The 15,190-nt window shown below is 52.2% G+C and carries 8 protein-coding genes, 1 tRNA gene and 1 pseudogene; 5 read left to right on the plus strand and 5 right to left on the minus strand.

Features of this window, described 5'->3' with window-relative positions:
* Nucleotides 1-78: 78 nt before the first annotated feature.
* Nucleotides 79-3,429, minus strand: a complete 3,351-nt coding sequence (locus PH256_RS01610) for an Ig-like domain-containing protein (protein WP_270912701.1) — start codon at nucleotides 3,427-3,429, stop codon at nucleotides 79-81.
* Nucleotides 3,430-4,159: 730 nt separating this feature from the next.
* Here PH256_RS01610 and PH256_RS01615 point away from each other — a divergent pair.
* Nucleotides 4,160-4,435 (plus strand): DUF1294 domain-containing protein, encoded by a 276-nt coding sequence (locus PH256_RS01615; protein WP_270912703.1) that lies wholly within the window; start codon nucleotides 4,160-4,162, stop codon nucleotides 4,433-4,435.
* A gap of 126 nt (nucleotides 4,436-4,561) precedes the next feature.
* Here the strand turns inward: PH256_RS01615 and PH256_RS01620 are convergent.
* Both PH256_RS01620 and PH256_RS01625 read right to left on the minus strand, forming a co-directional pair.
* Nucleotides 4,562-5,880 (minus strand): annotated as a pseudogene (locus PH256_RS01620) (uracil-xanthine permease family protein).
* Between the two features lie 274 nt (nucleotides 5,881-6,154).
* Nucleotides 6,155-6,895 carry a DUF975 family protein gene (locus tag PH256_RS01625; protein ID WP_087184650.1) on the minus strand — a complete coding sequence of 247 codons (741 nt, stop codon included), beginning with the start codon at nucleotides 6,893-6,895 and terminating at the stop codon, nucleotides 6,155-6,157.
* 310 nt (nucleotides 6,896-7,205) lie between these two features.
* Between PH256_RS01625 and adhE the strand changes: the two genes are divergently transcribed.
* Together adhE and PH256_RS01635 are read left to right on the plus strand one after the other, a co-directional pair.
* Nucleotides 7,206-9,827 carry a bifunctional acetaldehyde-CoA/alcohol dehydrogenase gene (gene adhE / locus PH256_RS01630; RefSeq protein WP_270912706.1) on the plus strand — a complete coding sequence of 874 codons (2,622 nt, stop codon included), beginning with the start codon at nucleotides 7,206-7,208 and terminating at the stop codon, nucleotides 9,825-9,827.
* A gap of 215 nt (nucleotides 9,828-10,042) precedes the next feature.
* Nucleotides 10,043-10,119, plus strand: a tRNA-Pro gene (locus PH256_RS01635).
* A 398-nt stretch (nucleotides 10,120-10,517) separates the two neighbouring features.
* Here the strand turns inward: PH256_RS01635 and PH256_RS01640 are convergent.
* Both PH256_RS01640 and PH256_RS01645 read right to left on the minus strand, forming a co-directional pair.
* Nucleotides 10,518-11,012, minus strand: coding sequence for a hypothetical protein (locus tag PH256_RS01640; protein WP_270912708.1), 495 nt, complete (start codon nucleotides 11,010-11,012; stop codon nucleotides 10,518-10,520).
* A 308-nt stretch (nucleotides 11,013-11,320) separates the two neighbouring features.
* The gene (locus PH256_RS01645; protein ID WP_270912710.1) at nucleotides 11,321-11,581 is read right to left on the minus strand and encodes a hypothetical protein; all 261 of its coding nucleotides are present in this window, start codon (nucleotides 11,579-11,581) and stop codon (nucleotides 11,321-11,323) included.
* 197 nt (nucleotides 11,582-11,778) lie between these two features.
* Between PH256_RS01645 and PH256_RS01650 the strand changes: the two genes are divergently transcribed.
* Nucleotides 11,779-14,454: a sensor histidine kinase gene (locus PH256_RS01650; protein WP_087185153.1), complete on the plus strand. Its 2,676-nt coding sequence runs from the start codon at nucleotides 11,779-11,781 to the stop codon at nucleotides 14,452-14,454.
* The gene (locus tag PH256_RS01655) at nucleotides 14,447-15,145 is read left to right on the plus strand and encodes a response regulator (RefSeq protein WP_087185154.1); all 699 of its coding nucleotides are present in this window, start codon (nucleotides 14,447-14,449) and stop codon (nucleotides 15,143-15,145) included. Before PH256_RS01650 ends, PH256_RS01655 begins: the two co-directional genes overlap by 8 nt.
* The last annotated feature ends 45 nt before the right edge of the window (nucleotides 15,146-15,190 follow it).

Genomic DNA, 15,190 nt, shown 5'->3' on the forward strand with positions numbered 1-15,190 from the left:
AAATCGATCAGAGGAAATCGGGTTCATTCAGAAGAGATCAGCCGCCGCAGTCTGGGTGTGTGGCGGCGCTCTTCGGTGTTATTGTTCTTTTTTGCGCTGGATCAGGAAGCTCCCGGCCAGTGCAGCCGAACCGGCAGCCAGCACAACCACCCACAGAACCAGATTGCTCTCATCGCCGGTGGCGGGGGAGCCCGGTGCGGTGGAAGGAGCGGGGCTGGCGGTGGGGGCAGTGTAGACCCCCTTCACATTCGGGTAGCCGGAAATCTGCTCGGTGATAACCCTTCCGCAGTAGTCGCAGCGGTAACCCGCATCGGTGGCGGTCCAGTCGTGGTGGCCGCAGCTCTGGCAGGTATAGTAGCGTGTGTTATCGGTGGCAGGAGCCGCCTGAATGGTGAATTCCGCAACAGCTGTGCCGGTATCGGAAACGACAGCCAGCGTGTGCTTGCCCACAGACAGGGTTTCCAGATATTCGGCTTTCAGGGTGACAATGGTGCTGCCTTCCTTTACGGAGTAGTTGGCAGCATCCAGGTCTTTGCCGTCCACCTGTACCTTCCGGAAGTGTTTATAAGCTGCATTGGAAGTAAAGGAAAGACCATCCTTTGTGCCTTTCTGCCAGCTGCCGTTTGCCCCGGCTGTGATAACGGCCTTGAAATCAGAAGCAATCGCGCCGCAGACAGTACATTTGCCGTTGTCATAGCTGTGGCCGGTAGCCGGGATGTCTGTCACATCCTTTGCAGTCTTGTAAGTCTGGCCGTTAAATTCAAGGGACGCTGTATAGGTGGTCACGCCTTTTTCTGTGCAGGTGGCAGGGGTCTTTTCTGCCGATGTTACAGTTGCCTTCGGAGTTTCCTTGTGGGCTGCATCGTTTTTGCAGGTAAAGGTTACGGTGCAGGTCTTTCCGTCCTCCGACCAGCTCCACTCCGGTTCGCCATAGCTGTGACCGGTGGCCGGAATCACAGTGCTTTCCTGAGTAATCTCAGTCTTGCCGTCGATGTCGAAATATTTGCCGCAGACTTTACAGACAAAGTATTCCTTGTTTCCTGTTGCGGTGCAGGTGGGGGCTTTCGCGGCCACCTTTTCCAGCTGGTGTTGCACGGTAAAGGTGGCGGAGATCGTCACGGATGTATTCTCGGAACCGGAAACAGTGATGGTTTCGCTGTATGCCCCCTCGGCCAGTCCGGCCTTGGGCTGCACCGTGAAGGTAGCCGTTTCGCCTGCGGCCAGCTTGGTCTTGGAGAGGGTCCCCACCTCAAAACTGTTGGTGGAAGCAGGTTGGTTTAGGGTAAGGGCCTGGTTGCCGGTGTTGGTGATGGTCACGGTTTTGGCAGCAGGCCGCTCATAACCGGGACAAGCGATGCTAAAGTCGAGAGCCGAGATGTCGGCGGAAATGCCGTATGTTGGTTGGGTCACCTTCACCTGGCAGGTAGCGGTGTGGTTGCCGTCCGCAGTTTTGATCGTTATGGTAGCTTCGCCCGCAGCCACAGCGGCAACATTGCCGTTAGTGTCCACGGTGGCAACTGTGGTATTGTTGCTTTCCCAAGTCACGTTTTTATTTGTGGCATTGTCAGGCTTTACCGTAGCGGTCAGGGGCGCGGTATCCCCGGTGAACAGGGAGAGCGAGGTTGGTTCCAGGGTCACGCCGGTGACAGAAACCGTGGCAGCGTTGACCGTCAGGGTAACGGCATTGCTGGTGACGCTACCTGCGCTGTTGCTCACCACACAGCGATATTGATAGCCGTTCATGCTGGTAGTGGTAGCCGCTGTGGTATAGGTGGCTGCGTTTGCTCCAGAAATATCCGTCCAGCTTTGGTCGTTGTCAGTGCTTTGCTGCCACTGATAGGACAGTTTTTCGCCGGTGGCCGCAACGGAAAAGGTGGCAGTGTTTCCCTTGGTCACAGTCTGGCTTGCAGGCTGGGTGCCGATGGTGGGGGCACTAACCACTGTACCGCCTGGGTCACCTGTCAGGTTGCCGCCCTTCTCCACGATGATCGTGCCGTTGTTGGTCAGGTTGCCGTTGCAGTTCAGCGAGGAGCCATCCGGGACGGTCAGGGTTTCGCCCTGGTTAATGGTGAGGCTCTCGTCCAGGGTCACATTGCCGTACACGGTGCCTTCCGTACCGTCAAAGACGATGCCGCCGTTGGTGCCGGTACCGGAACCAACAACGATTTGATCACTGAGATTGTTAAGATTGGGATCAGATGCCTTGATCCCGCCTGTTTTAGCGTCCACGATCGCTTTTTCGCTGACCGTCAGACTGGTAGTGGCATTAGAGGCTTGAGACGATCCCACATGAAACAGTATCCCATCACTGTTTCCAGTGCCGCTGGCGGTCAGGCTGCCGCCGTTGACGGAAAGAGAGATATTCGGGGAGCCGGTGGCATTCGCGCTGGACATCACATAGACGCCGGCGGCATATCCGCCATTGGTGCTGCTTGTGACAGTGGCTTTCTCGATGTTCAGGGAGGCGTTGCCTGTTCCGCTTTTGACAAATATTCCGTGATTAGAACCAGATACTTCCAGGCTGCCATTGTTTTCACCCGTAATAGTCAGGGAGGCGTCTGTACCATTGCTGTCCGCGCTTATCTCTGCATTCACATAAATCCCATAGTAGCCTGTGATGGTATTCTCACCAATCAGCTCGATGGTCAGGGAAACCGACTCCCCGCTATTGCACTGAGCATAGATCCCGGCGCCATAAGGAACTGACCCGGTAGAAGTTCCTCCCTGAATCGTCGCGCCGTTCAGCGTCAGGGTTCCGTTGCCATCGTAATAGACATTGTAGTCATTTTCACTACCAGTTTCAAAGTTTCCTTCAGTAGTTGTTTTCCAATAGCCACTCCCTGTAATTTGTGTCTGGCCCACCCAAAGTTTACCAGGCGCATCTTCTCCCGCCGCCAGCGTCGTGACGGGCAGCATAAGAGCTGCACCGACGCAAACCTTGTCCAGTTCAGCTCCCTCCACAGAGCAGACCGGGCAATCCTCATTGATTTCTTCCTCGGTGCAGAGGGTTTCACAGGTACATTCTTCCGGCTGTGCGTCGGACGGAGTTACGGGGTTCCCGTTGTCCTGTGCATTGCAAATCTCGCAAACATAGGTGCAAGGCGTTCCCTCTGTGGCGGGAACATAGCCGCAGGTTTCATCATGAGTATGATTGCAGGCTTCCGGGTCAATCAGCCCGCCGCAGCTCTCGTCGTGTTCATGGGAGCAGGGAATTTCCGCCGTTCCCTCGGTGTAGCCGCAATCGGCGGTGTGTTCGGTGTGATGTTCGCACAGCCTGCTTGTGCCTGTGATCACAATGCTGTCCTGTACGCCAGCTTCGGCAAACGCCGTCGTCGGCAGCAGGGACACGATCATGCATAGGCTGACAATTGCTGAAAACAATCGCTTTCCAGGTGATCGGCCATGTAGCGGTTTTGCTTGTCCTTTCATATTCTTTCCTCCTCGTGTTTTTGTTGGCAGCGGAATCGGCAGACCCTGTCTATTTTATGGTCTGCTGCCCGCTTATGCCGGGAAAACGCGAAACTTCCCTTTATACTAATTATAGCATACCGAACCCGGCTTGAGAGTACCCGTTTCAGGGGTGAAATCGGGTACTGCTGAAAGAACGTCTGCGTAGTATGAAACCCTTCATATCCTGCCGGTGCTTAATCCGCAAAGCGGTATTTACCATGTAGAGCAAAAACCGGATGGCCGGAAAACTCCTGATTGAGTCAGCTGCGGCCGGCCTTTTCGGCGATGGGGAAGTGGGCAGCCATACCGGTTTTCTGTGCGCCGGGCAGCAGATCTTCGCCGCAGTGTCGGCGTATGATTCGCGATTGCAAAGTGTACGGTTGTGTGACAGGGAGACTGTAGCCTGAGAAATACTTCACCTCTGCGGACTATAATGGTTTTGCGTTTCGCATGCTTTTAAATGCTGTGCTGATACAGGTTCTTTTATGCCGAATGGATGACGCTTCGAAACATATAGATACATATATAATAATATGTAAGAAAGTTTTGAGGCTAAAATGACTGGAAATTTACGCGCTGGTATGGTATAGTTAGGCCGCTGGAACATGCTGCATTTGATGTTCAAAGAGGATCCGGCCCGGCAAAAATGGGTCAGGCAGAGACGCAAATGGAACTGCTGCAGGAGTAAACAAGCAAAGGAGAAACTTACTTGGATCGAATACAAATTGGATTGCTGATATATTGGGTGCTGATCAGCCTGATTTCCGTGGCCGTATGCGCCTGGGATAAACGTCAGGCGAAAAAAGGCGGGCGCAGAGTTCCGGAAAACACCCTGCTGCTGCTTTGTGTGCTGGGCGGAAGCGCCGCGTTCTGGGCAGCGATGTATCGTTTCCACCACAAGACCCGCAAGCCGAAATTTTATCTGGGCGTTCCGGCCATTTTACTTGCGCAGGTTGCAATTGCAATCTGGCTTCTGGTTCGCTGATGTGCGGAATACATATAATAATATAAAAGAAATCCGGAGCCGCAGCGAATACGGTTCCGGATTTCCTTTTATGCGATTCAGTTTTTCAATTGCCTGGCTCCGCCGCCTGCTGCGGCTGGCAGACAATCAGACACGCAGGCTGGCGCCTTCGCCGGTGCCGGTGCTGTCATCGAACTCATAGGTGTTGCCGGGCAGCACTGCGTTAAGCAGAATACCGGCGATGGCCAGGCCGGACAGGTTGATGGCCACATTGGCGACGGTGAAGGTCAGACCGCCCACAGAGTTGAAGCTCAGGGCGCAGACCAGAATGACCGCGGCGATGATCAGGTTCCGGGAATTGGTGAAGTCCACCTGGTTTTCCACCACGTTCCGCACGCCGATCGCGGAAATCATGCCGTACAGCACAAAGCTGATGCCGCCGATGATTCCGGCGGGAATAGAGTTGATGATATGGCATCGAACTTGGGGCTGAAGCTCAGGATCATAGCGAATACGGCCGCAATGCGAATCACTCGGGGATCGTAAATTTTGGTCAGGGCCAGAACACCGGTGTTTTCGCCGTAGGTGGTGTTGGAGGGACCGCCGAGCAGGCCGGCCATGCTGGTGGCAAGGCCATCGCCCAGCAGAGTGCGGTTCAGACCGGGGTCGCGGATGAAGTTCTTGCCCACAGTGGCGCTGATGGAGGCCACGTCGCCCACATGCTCCATCATGGTGGCCAGAGCAATGGGTACAATAGTCAGTACTGCGCTGATGAACTCAGGGCTGCCGTCAATGGCAAACAGGCCCATGGCCTTGGGGTTCAGGGGAATGCCGAACCAGTCGGCCTGCATTACGTCGGAAAAGTTCACCGCACCGGTGACCAGAGCTACCACATAAGAGACGAGCACGCCCAGCAGAATGGGAAGAATTTTGATCATGCCCTTGCCCCAGATGTTGCATACAATTACAGTGCCCAGTGCCACAAAAGCCAGCAGCCAGTTGCTCTGGCAGTTGGTGATGGCGGAAGGGGCCAGAATCAGGCCGATGGCGATAATGATGGGGCCGGTAACCACAGGGGGAAACAGCTTCATGATGCGACGGATGCCGAATACCGAAATCAGCAGGCTGAACACCACATACACCAGACCGCTCAGCGCTACACCCGCACAGGCGTAGGGCAGCATTTCGGTGTTGGGAATGGTCTGCTGGCCGCTTTCATCCACCAGCATGGGCGCGACGATGGCAAAACCGCCCAGATAAGCAAACGAGGAGCCCAGAAAAGCGGGAACCTTGCCGCCGGTGATCAGATGAAACAGCAGAGTGCCCAGACCGGCACACAGCAGAGTGGTGGAAACGCTCAGACCGGTAATCAGGGGTACAAGCACGGTTGCGCCAAACATGGCGAACATATGCTGCAGGCCAAGAACCAGTACGCGAGGTTTGCCCAGCGAAGTTGCATCATAGATGCCCTGAGAATAGTCGGTGGATGGCGGTGTGTTTTTTTGTTTCCTTGCTCATAGAAGAAAAACCTCCTCATTTTTATACAGACGTTCCGCACCGTGCCGTACATAGTCAACTTATCCTATCAAAAACAGGACCTTGATGCAGGGCCGCTTTTGAAAAAAACCAGAGCAAAAAACTGGCAGATTAACCAAAAAGATGGGCTTTGCCCCGGTTAGTCATAACCGCAGGCAAAGCCCATCGTTAAACAATTGATTTTATTGATTGAAATGGAACCGGTCAATACTGTGCAAATCCGCTCAGCTCGTCCGGGCCGGTGATGCCGGTATCCATGGCCTTACTGCGGGCCGCGGCATACAGCTCTGCGTAGGTGGCCTGGGCATAGGGATTTACAAAAATCCCGCCGATCAGGATGATCGCGCCCAGCAGATACCAGCCGATGAAGGACAGATCCAGCACGAAGATGTCCATCTTCTCGCCGTCAGTCATGGCAATGCTCAGCTCTTTGGCACGGTCAAAGCTCATGTAGGGGTTTTCTGCCAGTAGATAGGGGATATAATAATATTGATATTCCTTATATATACCGGGAATTACGCACAGCAGACTCCACAAAAAGATGAACAGATTCCGCAGGAACATGGTCTTGACCACGTTCAGATAGGCATCCTTGTTGCTGAATACCGAGAACAGGCTACTGAACGGGGGATTGCCGCAGCGGTTTTCCATCATGTAGCGGCACTGTGCCACCTTCATGGGGCTGCCTACGAAGATTCCCCAGGCCAAACACAGCAGGATGACTGCGATCATAACGATCCAGAGGATAGAAAAAATAAGAGACCAGTAGGGATCGTAATCCAAACTATTCAGATCCAGAAGCTGGGTCGGCAGATTGATGTTAACCGTACTGCTGGAACCTGCACCCAACAGGCCACAAACCAAACAGGCCACAAATACCCGCCAATAGCTGCCGCGCAGCACATTACGCGCGTTGCTTTTTAAAAGTTTACGGGACCAATACATAAAATCGCCTCCTCAAAGGTTGCTGTTTGTTGTATCATTATAGCATGAAGTGTCTTTTCTGCCTAGGAGCTATGAAAAAGAAAGGAGGACGGAAAGCGGCCATAGCCCGGGCGGTAAAAATCGTTTCCCAAAAGCAGAAAGCGAGGTGTTGTATAGTTTGACAAAAACATTGTTACCGTTCTAACAATGTTTGGGAAACTGGTGCATTGTTATTCAATTAACAATATGATATTATGTTGTCAGTGGGGCAGAGCGGAACGCCAACGCCCCGGTTGTTTTGAATCAATCGTTTGAAAGGATGGCAGAACCAATGGCAGAACAGAAGAAAGCTAAGGTTGAAACCGTAGAGAACGACAAGTCCGAAGTTCAGGTAATGATCGACGGTCTGGTCGAAAAGGCCCAGAAGGCTCTTCAGGAGTTTTTGAGCTATGATCAGGAGACCATCGACCACATCGTTCACGAGATGGCTCTGGCCGGCCTGGACAAGCACCAGGAACTGGCACGCATGGCTGTGGAAGAGACCGGCCGTGGCGTGTATGAAGATAAAGTTATCAAGAACATGTTTGCCACCGAGTACATCTGGCACAACATCAAGAAGGAAAAGACCGCTGGCATCCTGGAAGAGAACGACATGGAGGGCTACGTGGAAGTTGCTGAGCCCGTGGGCGTAATCTGCGGTGTTACTCCTACCACCAACCCCACCTCCACCACCCTGTTCAAATGTCTGATCGCGGTTAAGACCCGCAACCCCATCATCTTCGGCTTCCATCCCTCCGCTCAGAAGTGCAGCGCCGAGGCCGCCCGCATCGTTTACGAAGCTGCCGTTAAGGCCGGCGCCCCCGAGAACTGCATCCAGTGGATCGACAAGCCCAGCATTGAGGCTACCGGCGCTCTGATGAATCATCCCGGTGTTGCCACCATTCTGGCCACCGGTGGCCCTGGCATGGTTAAGGCTGCTTACTCCTGCGGCAAGCCCGCTCTGGGCGTTGGCGCCGGCAACGTGCCCTGCTTCATCGAGAAGACTGCAGACCTGCATCGCGCCTGCACCGACCTGATGATGTCCAAGACCTTCGACAACGGCATGATCTGTGCTTCCGAGCAGGCTGTTATCGTTGCCAAGGAGCTGACCAAGGACTTCGAGGAGTACATGAAGAAGAACAACTGCTACTTCCTGAATCCCGAAGAAGTTGAGAAGCTGACCAAGTACATGTTCCCAGACCCCAACAAGGGCGTGTTCGCTCCCGTTGTTGGTAAGTCCGCTAACTGGATCGCTGAGCAGGCTGGTCTGAAGGTTCCCGAGAAGACCAAGATCCTGATCGCTCCTCTGCCCGAACCCTCCGAGCAGTACCCCCTGAGCAAGGAGAAGCTGAGCCCCGTTCTGGCCTACTTCGTAGCCAAGGACAACGAGCAGGGCTTCGCTTACGCCAACAAGATGCTGGAGCTGGGCGGCCTGGGCCATTCTGCTGTTATCCACACCGGCGACATGAAGGTTGCCGACGAGTACGGCATCGCAATGCGCGTTGGTCGTATCATCGTGAACAGCCCCTCTTCTCAGGGTGCTATCGGTGATATCTACAACACCAATACTCCTTCTCTGACCCTGGGCTGCGGCAGCTACGGTAAGAACTCCGTGAGCCAGAACGTTACCACCGTCAACCTGGTCAACAAAAAGCGCATCGCGAAACGGAGAGTTAATATGCAGTGGTTCAAGGTTCCCCCGAAGATCTATTTCGAGGAAGATTCCATCCAGTACCTGGAGAAGATGGAGGGCATCAGCCGCGCCTTCATCGTAACCGACCCCGTGATGGTTCAGCTGGGCAATGTGGACAAGATCCTGCATTACCTGCGTAAGCGTGAGCAGTACTGCCACAGCGAGATCTACTCCGACGTTGAGAGCGATCCCAGCGTAGAGTGCATCATGCGCGGCGTGGAGGCCATGCGTGCCTTCAATCCCGACGTGATCATCGCCATCGGCGGTGGTAGCGCCATCGACGCTGCCAAGGGTATGTGGCTGTTCTACGAGCATCCCGAAACCAGCTTCGACGGTCTGCGTCAGCGCTTCCTGGATATCCGTAAGCGCGCCTTCAAGTTCCCCAAGCTGGGCGCCAAGACCAAGCTGGTCGCTATCCCCACCACTTCCGGTACCGGTTCTGAGGTTACCAGCTTCTCCGTTATCACCGATAAGAAGAATGGCAACATCAAGTATCCTCTGGCCGACTACGCTCTGACTCCCGACGTGGCCATCATCGATCCTCAGTTCACCCGCAGCATGCCCAAGAGCATCGTTGCCGACACTGGTCTGGACGTTCTGACCCACGCCATCGAGGCTTACGTTTCCGTTATGGCCAGCGACTACACCGATGGTCTGGCTCTGCAGGCCACCGAGATGGTATTCCACTACCTGAAGGCTTCCTACAATGGTGACAACCTGGCCCGCGAGAAGATGCACAACGCTTCCTGCATCGCCGGTATGGCCTTCACCAACGCCTTCCTGGGTCTGAACCACTCCATGGCTCATAAGCTGGGCGGTGAGTTCCACATCCCCCATGGTCGTGCTAACGCCATCCTGCTGCCCTACGTGATCGCCTACAATGCGACCCGTCCCACCAAGTTTGCTGCGTTCCCCAAGTACAAGGAGTACATCGCCGACGAGCGTTACGCTAAGCTGGCTTGGCGCTGCGGCCTGTGCAACGTGGGCACCGAGACTCAGACCGCTGTGAACAGCCTGATCGAGGCCGTTCGCAAGCTGATGAAGGAGACTGATCGTCCCATGACCATCCGCGATTGCGGCATCTCTGAGGAAGAGTTCCTGGCCAAGGTGGACGAGCTGTCCTACAAGGCTTTCGAGGACCAGTGCACCACCGCTAACCCGGTGTACCCCCTGGTCAGCGAGATCAAGGAGCTGTACCTGAAGGCTTACTACGGCAACTAATCGATCGCATAAACACAAAAAGAGGCAGCCGCAAGGCTGCCTCTTTTTGAATGCTCCGGCAAAGCGGCGATCGGATTCAGGCCCACAACAGGGGAGAAAAGAGAAAAATCGAACGCGTTAAATTTTTTTGAAAATTCTTTGAAAAAAGAGTTGACATCTGTCGAGGGATGCGCTATAATAAACAACGTCGCCGGTGAGAACACCGGGCCAAACGTCCGGGTGTAGCGCAGTTTGGTAGCGCGCTTGAATGGGGTTCAAGAGGCCGTGAGTTCGACTCTCGCCACTCGGACCAAAGCCATCAGCTGAAAAGCTGGTGGCTTTTTTGTTTTTGTAATGCGGGTTTGCGAGTGTGATTATGCTAGGATGGGAAAGGTGAGACATTTCCTTGGAAGAACCATGTTTGCCCAGCATAATGAACGCATAAATGAACAGATCCCTGAGCGAACATATAGGACGGATAAATTCTATAGCAATCCGCCGAATAGCGGGCCGAGGGCAACCGGAAATGTGAATCGAACGATGTCGTCGAACGGACAGGGGGAAGCAAGGTAGGATCTCGAAAGAAAGAGCAAGTAGCCACCTTCGTTTTTGCAGGGGCAGGAAAAAGAACTGTAGGCCGCATGAGATCATCTCATGCGGCCTACAGTTCTATAAAATATGCTTTTCAGGGTATAGATATCTAAGTGGAACTCACTTGATATCCTGCTGCTTCAAAATTTTCAGGCCAAAGAAAACAGACAGAATAAAATATCCACACAGAACAATGAAGCACGGCAGGAACGATGACAAGTCATTCGATGCCGCATAGGTAGACGGCATATGTGTAGAGGTTTTGATAAAATCAAGGTCGATCTGAATTTTAAAAACTCTTAATGCCATTTCCAAAATTTGCGGAATATTCGGAATGATCAGGGCAGAAATAAAGCCTGCAATTGTATTTCTGGTATAGATGGTCGTCGTGGCAGCAAAGCTGATGTACACCAATACAAAAAGAGCACGTGCGATTATAGAAAGGGCATAATAAGCAGGATACGAAACTGTTCCCATTCCATATTTGCTGAATGCGAGAACCCCTGCAATCATGCCGTTGACCAGCATTGTCAATAAATAGGCAGCAGATACCGTCAAAACAATCGAGAAGTAGTATTGTTTCTTCGCGATGCCACGGCCGATGATATTCTTCATCACGCCGGAACGATAAGCTCCGTGATTATGTTCGCAGTCAACAGCATGAAGGCATAGAGAACGATACCATCGTTTCTAACGCCCCTAAGTTATGTATCTGCCGCCCACTGCATATACGACCAATACAGCCATGTTGTGTCTGATGAAGCTCTGGACATCGAAGAAAAAATCATCCATTTCTTTAGCGACTCTCTTTGACCAAAAAGGGCGGGCCCCTTCAGAGGACCCGCCCTTTTTCAACACCCGTAAATGAGGTCTGCAATTGGCGCTATCCTGCTTCCTGCAAGCGGTTCGCAATCATCTTTAGCTCAGAAAAACGAAAAAATAAGTTCATTCAGTGCAATGTTTAAAAAGAAAGCGGTGGCTCCGAATAAACAAACAAGTGCGATGGGCATTCCCCACAGGGCAGCAGCCCAGAACGCCAAAGGATGTTTCCCGAAATAAACAGAGAGTCCTTTTGTGAAAGAAGAAAACAGGAGGCTTTGAGAAGAAAATACGGTATGCTTTGTAAGCTGGCTTTCCTGCGTTGGATGAATTCTTTCTGCCGCAATATGGCTTGATTGCATCATAATAGTTCGACGCTTCTCATGGTCATACTATAGCACATAGAGGTCAAAGAAGCCGTTAGGGAACTTTTTGGCTTGCTAAGATTTTGTTAAGACGGTTATCTTAATGGAATCTTAATGCGCTGATGAGCCTTCTTTACATTATTTCAAGGCAGAGTATGGTACAATAAAGACAAAAATGAGAAGCGGGCGATGGAAGATTGGATAATTGGTACGAGTCGGAATACGAAAAAGCAGATAAACCGCGGCAAGGCCGTTTGAAGATATTTTTTGGCTATGCTGCTGGTGTGGGGAAAACCTATGCGATGCTGAAAGCCGCTCATCGTGCGAAGGATCAGGGTGTGGATGTTGCAGTGGGTTATGTGGAAAAGCATACCCGCCCGGATACATTGGCGCTGTTGGATGGATTGGAACAACTCCCCACGTTGAAAGTAGAGTACAAAGGAATCGTTCTGAACGAGTTTGACTTGGATGCAGCATTGAAAAGACGACCTCAATTACTGCTTGTGGATGAATTGGCGCATAGCAATGCAGCAGGTTGCCGCCACACAAAACGATACCAGGATGTGGAAGAACTGCTGAGAGCAGGAATCGATGTATATACGACGGTCAATGTGCAGCATCTGGAGTCGTTAAATGATCTGGTGGCTTCTATAACGCAGGTTGCCGTCAACGAACGGATTCTCGACTCGGTGTTCGATTCAGCTGACCAGGTGGAGCTGGTGGACATTGAGCCGGACGATTTGATCCTTCGGCTTCAAACGGGTAAGGTTTACCAGAGGAACCAGGCCTCCCGTGCGTTGAATCACTTCTTTACAAAGGACAATTTGGTAGCGCTGCGTGAGATTGCGCTGCGCCGTACGGCTGACCGATTGAGCCGGAATGCGCAGCGGACAGGAAACGAGACTGCGGCGAAGGCAAGCGAGCATATTTTGATTTGTCTTTCCAGTTCACCGTCGAATGCAAAGGTGATTCGTACAGCGGCACGGATGGCAGAGGCGTTCCATAGCAGTTTTACAGCGTTGTTTGTAGAAACGACCGAGACAAAGGAGCTGAAGGGAGAAAATCTCAAGCGGTTGCGCGATAATCTGCGGTTGGCAGAACAGCTTGGTGCACAGATCGCCACCGTTTATGGAGATGACCCGGCGGTACAGATTGCCGAATATGCAAAGGTCAGCGGCATTACAAAAATTGTTCTGGGCCGTACCAACCACAAGTCCACGGCCTTTTTGAAAAGCAAAACACTGGTGGATAAGCTGACGAAACTTGCCGGTGACATTGATGTGTATATCATTCCCGACACACAGCCGCTCTACAAGAAAAAAGCATCCTTCATTCATCTGGAAGATCACAAATTTCGCTGGACGGATTTGCTGAAGGTTGTTCTGATTACGGCAGCAGCTACCGGAATCAGTTTTTGCTTCTATACATTGGGGCTGCGGGAAGCGAATATCATTACGGTATACATCTTGGGCGTTCTGCTGACGGCCATCTGGACAAACGGGCATCTCTATGGCGCGCTGGCATCGCTGCTCAGTGTTATCTCGTTCAACTTCTTCTTTACGGTACCACGCTTCACATTGGCAGCAAATGATCCGGATTACCCGGTCACGTTTTTGATCATGCTGGTGGCCAGTGTGATTTCCAGTACACTGGCCACCCGGGTTAAAAAGCAGGCGCGCCAGTCTGCCCAGAAGGCATATTATATGGAATTGCTGATCAACAGCAATCAAAAGCTTCAGCAGGGGCGTGATGAGCAGGAAATCATTCAGATTGCGGCAGAGCAGGTGAGTGCACTCCTGGATCGGCCGGTGCTCTACGCTTTGGCGATGAAAGGACAGGAGCTTTCTTTTCAGGTATCGCCGCAAAGCGAAGCAAACAAACAACTCAGTGCAATGACGCCGGAAGAAAAAGGGGTTGCAGACTGGGTAATAAAGAATAACAAGCATGCGGGCGCGACCACCAATACGCTCTCGCACGCGCATAATCTGTATCTCTCTGTCCGGGGAAACCAGGAAGTAATGGGCGTGATTGGCGTTCCGGCAAAGTATTATCCGCCGCTGGAGGTTTTCGAGAAAAATCTGATGATTTCGATCCTGAACGAATGCGGCCTTATTCTGGAACGCAGGAGATTGCGGGATGAAAAACAGAAAATCGCGCTGGAGACGCAGCGGGAAAGGCTGCGGTCCAACCTGCTGCGAGCGATTTCCCATGATCTGCGCACACCGCTTACCAGCATCAGCGGAAATGCAGGCGTTTTGATGGAAAAGAGCATCGCGCTGACGGAAGAGAAAAAGCAGGAAATCTACGCGTCGATTTACGATGATTCCATGTGGTTGGTGGACCTGACGGAAAATCTCCTGTCCATTACAAGGATAGAAAACGGCACGATGCATCTGCAGATGAATGCGGAGCTTATTGACGACGTACTGCGGGAAGCAATTGCGCATGTTGATCGTCAGGCTGCCAGACATCACATTCGGGTGAACCTGGAAGATGATTTGCTGATGGCAAAAATGGATGCCCGGCTGATTGTTCAGGTAATCATCAACATTGTGAATAACGCCATCAAGTATACTCCGGAGGGGTCTCACATCTGCATTTCCGCTGAAAAAGAAGACAGAATGGTATGCATCCACATTGCAGACGATGGACCGGGCATTTCGGACGAGGCAAAGGTGCATCTGTTCGACATGTTCTATACCGCCGGGATTGGAAAAGCCGACAGCCGGAGAGGGTTGGGCCTGGGGCTCAGCCTGTGCCAGTCCATTGTGGAGGCGCATGGTGGTGAGATCTTTGTGGAGAATAATGAGCCGCACGGAGCAGTATTCTCCTTTACATTGCCTTTAGAGGAAGTGAATTTAGATCGTGTATAAGCCGAAAATTCTGGTAGTGGAGGATGATCCAGCCATTACCAATCTGATTCGAACCACTCTGGATACCCAGGAATATCAATATCATACAGCGAAAAATGGCGCAGAAGCATTGCTGGATGCGGTTTCTTATAATCCGGATGTGATCATACTGGATTTGGGTCTGCCGGATATGGATGGTGTGGAAATCATCCATAAGGTGCGTGGCTGGAGTATGGTTCCGATTATCGTGGTAAGCGCCCGGAGTGAGGACCAGGATAAGGTGGAGGCGCTGGATGCCGGGGCGGACGATTATCTGACCAAACCGTTCAGCATCGATGAACTGCTTGCTCGATTGCGGGTGGCATTGCGACGCAGCCGTGCAGAGGAAGGTGCATCCCAGACGCAGAGCAGCATATATCGCAATGGCGGAATTGTGATCGATTATGCGGCCGGCTGCGTATATATGGAAGGAAACGAAGTCCATCTTACTCCCATTGAATATAAGCTATTGTGCGTACTTGCGAAAAATACGGGAAAAGTGCTTACACACAACTACATTTTGAAAGAGGTGTGGGGGAGTGTGCTGGCTTCCGATACCCCTTCGCTTCGTGTGTTCATGGCAACCCTGCGCAAGAAGATTGAGAAAAATCCATCCGATCCCAAATACATTCAGACTCATATTGGCGTTGGATATCGAATGATCCGGCAATGATATCGTAAAAAATTGATTTAAGGCAGCTCTGGTTTCAGAGCTGCC

This window comes from Allofournierella sp. CML151 (genome assembly GCF_027853465.1).
Taxonomy (GTDB): Bacteria; Bacillota; Clostridia; order Oscillospirales; family Ruminococcaceae; genus Allofournierella.